General features: G+C 70.5%; 3 protein-coding genes and 1 pseudogene. 1 reads left to right on the top strand and 3 read right to left on the bottom strand.

Annotated elements, in window-relative coordinates:
- Positions 1 to 977: pseudogene (locus E1286_RS46290) on the top strand (hypothetical protein); the annotation flags it as partial.
- Between the two features lie 17 nt (positions 978 to 994).
- Here the strand turns inward: E1286_RS46290 and E1286_RS46285 are convergent.
- The 3 genes from E1286_RS46285 to E1286_RS46275 are packed head-to-tail and all read right to left on the bottom strand — an operon-like array spanning position 995 to position 4,091.
- Positions 995 to 1,720 carry an aspartate/glutamate racemase family protein gene (locus E1286_RS46285; protein ID WP_132623633.1) on the bottom strand — a complete coding sequence of 242 codons (726 nt, stop codon included), beginning with the start codon at positions 1,718 to 1,720 and terminating at the stop codon, positions 995 to 997.
- A 14-nt stretch (positions 1,721 to 1,734) separates the two neighbouring features.
- Complete coding sequence (locus E1286_RS46280) at positions 1,735 to 3,138, bottom strand: UDP-N-acetylmuramoyl-tripeptide--D-alanyl-D-alanine ligase (RefSeq protein WP_132623631.1); 1,404 nt, start codon at positions 3,136 to 3,138, stop codon at positions 1,735 to 1,737.
- Positions 3,135 to 4,091, bottom strand: coding sequence for a D-alanine--D-alanine ligase family protein (locus tag E1286_RS46275; protein ID WP_132623629.1), 957 nt, complete (start codon positions 4,089 to 4,091; stop codon positions 3,135 to 3,137). The genes E1286_RS46280 and E1286_RS46275 overlap by 4 nt, the downstream gene beginning before the upstream one ends.
- Positions 4,092 to 4,396: the final 305 nt, after the last annotated feature.

The raw sequence follows: 4,396 nt of genomic DNA, 5'->3' as shown, positions 1-4,396 counted from the left end.
GGTTCCGGGAGGAGGTGGTGCGGGAGGAGGATGTCGGCACGTTGCTTCAGGTGGCCGAGGGTGCGGGGGCTGCGGGCTGTGTCGCTTTCTGGGCGGAGCGTCAGCTGGAGGCGTTCCGGTTGTATCGGCGGGTCGAGACCGGCGAGCCGGTGGCGTTTTCGGCGTGGTTGCGGTTGGCGGAACTCGATGAGGAGGAGTTGCGGGCTGATCCGGTCGTGGCGATGGCGTGGGGGCATGCGCGGGCTACCGCGCCGTTGCGGGCCGGTGAGCATGTGGGGGTCGGACGGTTGTGGGTGGTGCCGTCGTATCGCGGGAGTTCGCCGGTGATGGAGGTGATGCTGGGGCGAGTGATCGGCGATTGTCTGCGGTCGGAGCGGCTGGCATGGTCGTTCATCGAGATGCGGCATCCGAACGACGCGTGGGTGGAGCTTTTGGGGCGGCGTTTCGGGATGCGTGACATCTCCGAGCGGCCAGGGCTGGGGGATGACGCGTACGCGGTGTTCGTTCATGATTGGCGCGCGGTGCCGGCGCGGGTGTGGCTGAACCGGCTGCCCGTCGCGGGGTCTGCCGGCGGTCCGGGTGCGACGGCGACGTTGGTGGTGTTGTCGCAGGCGGAGTTCGCCGACGCGGTTCGCAAGGCGTTGCGGCAGTTGCCGCGGCTGGACGTGCTGGCGGCTTCCCCGCTGACGCGCACCCGGCTGGTCGCCGAGCGGGCCGGGCAGAGCCCGGCCACGGCATTGGGTGACCTGCTCCGCCAGGCGATCGACGATCTGCGTGAGGATCCGCGGGCGGTCAAGTTCCATCGGGCGTTGTCCGTCACGTACCTGCGTGGCGCGCCCACGCAGGAGGTGGCCGCGGAGCGGCTCGGTCTTCCTTTCACCACCTATCGCCGCCATCTGGCGGCCGGTATCGAGCGGGTCTGCGCCGATCTGTGGCACCGGGAGTTGTACGGCGCGTCGGCGTACCGGTCCGGCTGAGCCGCGAAGCACCGGCTCTACCGCGGTGTACGAACGTGACCGAGGGCGGGTCCGTCGGCAAGCGCGAGGCCGGCCGCCGCCTCCGCGTGCAGTCGGGCGCTCGGCAGCACGGGGATGGCGCTGTCCTTGTCGCTGATGAGCAGTTCGATCTCGGTGCAGCCGAGGATGACGCCTTCGGCGCCGTCGTCGGCGAGGTCGTCGATGATCTGGGCGTAGGCGTCCCTGGACGATTCCCGGAGGATTCCGCGCACCAGTTCGTCGAAGATCACGCGATGGACGAGTTCTCGTTGCTCGCGGCGCGGGATCACCACGTCGAGGCCGTGGGCGGCGAGCCGGTCCCGGTAGAAGGGCTGCTCCATGGTGAAGCGCGTGCCGAGCAGGCCGACCTTGCGCATGCCTCTGGCGCGGATCTCGGCGCCGACGGCGTCGGCGATGTGCAGCACGGGCACGTTCACGGCCCGCTCCACGTCGTCGCTCACCCGGCTGAAGGTGTTGCTGCAGACGAGCAGGAGGCCGGCGCCGAGCTCCTGGAGTTTCCTGCCCGCGTCGGTGAGCAACGTGCTCACCTCGTCCCAGCGGTCGGCGAAGATGAGGTTCTCGACGGTCGCGTAGTCGATTGACCAGATGAGGCTGTCGGCGGAGTGGCTGCCGCCGAGTCGCTCGCGTACCCGCTGGTTGATGATCTGGTAGTAGATCACCGTCGATTCCCAGCTCAATCCGCCGATGAGACCGATGGTGCGCATGGAGCTCCGTTTCGTCAGCTGGTGATCGGAGGGAATGGTCCGGCGTCGGCCAGCGCACGGGCGCAGGCGCCGAGGCCGATCTCGCTGGAGGCCTTGACGAACACCACGTCTCCCGGTTCGAGGAGCGCGGTGGCGAGCCTGAGGGCTGCGGTCACGTCGTCGGCGGTGTGGACGGCCACGCCGTGGCCCGCGGATCGCGCCGCCTCCGCCATCGCGTGCGGATCCCCCGCTCCGACCGTGATCAGCACGTCGTAGCGGAGGTCGGCGACGAGCCGGCCGATCTCGGCGTGCCGGGCGCGGGAGGCGTCCGCCTGCTGTCCCATCGCGCCGAGCACGGCGACGGTACGACGGGTGCCGGCCAGGGCCTTGGCCGCGCGCAGCCCGGCCCGCATGGATGCGGGGCTGGCGTTGTAGGCGTCGTTGACGACGGTGACGCCGTCGGGTCGTTCGACGATCTCCAGGCGGCCCGCGGAGCGGCGTCGTGCGGCGTTCAGCCCGTCGGCGATCTCGGCGACGTCCAGGCCGAGTGCGGTGGCGGCGGCGGCTGCGGCCAGGGCGTTGCTCACCTGGTGCTCCCCTATGAGGTCGAGCTGGACCGGGGCGCGGCCGGAGGGCGTCACCAGCATGAACGCGGGTCGTGCGCGGTCGGTCAGGCGCACGTGCTCGGCTCGCACCTGTGCCTGCGCCGATCCGCCGTACAGCAGGATCCGGGCGTTTGTGCGGCCGGCCATGCCGATGACGTACGGGTCGTCGGCGTTGAGCAGGGCGTACCCGTCGGCCGGGAGTGCCTCGACCAGTTCGCCTTTGGCCTGGGCCACGTCGGCCGGCCCGGCTCCCATCCGCTCCACGTGGGCGGTGCCGACGTTGAGCACGAGCCCGATCCGGGGTGGTGCGAGCCCGGTCAGGTATGTCAGGTCGCCCTTGCGGCCTGCGCCCATTTCGAGCACGAGGTAGCGGGTGGTGGCGTCGGCGCGCAGCACGGTGAGCGGCAGCCCGAGCTCGTTGTTGAACGACCGGTCGGTGGCGACCGTCGGGGCGTGTCGTTCGAGGACCTGGGCGAGCAGGTCCTTGGTCGTGGTCTTGCCCACGGAGCCGGTCAGGCCGATCACGGTCGGGCTGATGTGGTGGAGCAGGTGCCTGGCCAGCAGGCCGATCGCGAGCTGGACGTCGTCGACGACGAGGGCGGGCACGCCGACGGGCCGTGCGGCCAGCACGGCGACGGCGCCGTTCGCGATGGCGCCGGCCGCGTGGTCGTGGCCGTCGACGCGGGCGCCGATCGTCGCGGCGAACAGGCCGCCGGGCACCACCTCGCGGGAGTCGACCGCCGAGGGCGCCGTCACCAGCGCGTGCGGGTCGGGTACGTCGTGCGGGCTCGCGCCGACGGCCTGCGCGATCTCGTGCAGCGTCATGGGGATCATGAGCCGCTCCTGGCGAGGGCGAGGTCGATGAGGCGGCGCAGCAGGTCCGGGTACGGGACGCCGCTCGCGGCCCAGGCTCTGGCGTAGACGGAGCGGGAGGTGAAGCCGGGCATGGTGTTGATCTCCAGTACGTACAGGCGTCCGGTGTGCTCCTCGTGGAGGAAGTCGACTCGGGACAGGCCGTAGCCGCCGATGGCCCGGAAGGCGCGCAGGGACAGCTCGCGCACGTCCTCGGCCACCCGTTCCGGCAGCTCGGCGGGGATGGTGGCGATCTCGGCCTGGCTGAGGTATTTGGCCTCGTAGTCGAGCCAGTCGCCGGGCACGATGAGCTCGCCGGGCACGGAGGCGTCCGGGGTGTCGTGGTCGCCGAGCACGCCGCAGATGATCTCGCGTGCGGTCACGCCCTGCTCGATGACGACCACGCGGTCGTAGGTCAGCGCCAGTTCCACGCCGGCGCGCAGTTCCCGCATGGAGGTGACGCGTGAGATGCCGATGGAGGAGCCCAGGTTGGCCGGTTTGACGTACATCGGCCAGTCGAGCGACTTCACCAGATCCCAGTGGTCGGTGGTGGTGCGCCATTGGTGCTCGGTGAACCACGCATGCGGGGTGATCGGAATGTCCTCCGCGAGGAACGTGCGCCGCATCGCGACCTTGTTCATGGCCACGGCGGAGGCCATGACGCCGCAGCCCACGTACGGGATGCCGAGCGTCTCCAGGTGACCTTGGACGACGCCGTCCTCGCCGAACGGCCCGTGCAGGACGGGGAAGACCACGTCGGCCAGGTCGCGTCGCAGCTCCACCGGCCATCTGCCCTGCCGGTCGATGATGACGGGGACGGGCTCGTACAGGTCCCTCGGCAGGGCTTCGAGCACAGCCTGTGCCGACTGCAGCGACACCTCGTGCTCGGCGGACGGCCCGCCCGCCAGCACGGCCACGCGTACGCGTTCAGCCACGATCGATCAGCCTTTCTCGGTGGCACGGAGACAGCACCGCCGGCGGCACGGTGTTTCCCCGTGTTTCCCCGTCGCCGGACCAGCTCGCCGAGTGTCGGCTGTTCGCCTGACCGGTTTCCAGGCCATTCGCTGTCCACTTCCTGGCCAAGGCGGCTTTGCCTGTACCAGCGTCACCCGTAGAAGGAACCGAGGGGGACACTGGCCAGAGGGCGGTGTGCTGGTGGTGGGTCCTGGCGAGGTCGCCGAGGTGCCATCGGGTGGTGGGGGTCGACAGGCGCTGGGTGAGGGTTTGCATGGCGTGGAGG

This window comes from Nonomuraea terrae (assembly GCF_004348995.1).
GTDB classification, from domain to species: Bacteria; Actinomycetota; Actinomycetes; order Streptosporangiales; family Streptosporangiaceae; genus Nonomuraea; species Nonomuraea terrae.
Note: the sequence above shows the minus strand (reverse complement) of the source record. Positions and strands in the feature narration are given on the sequence as shown.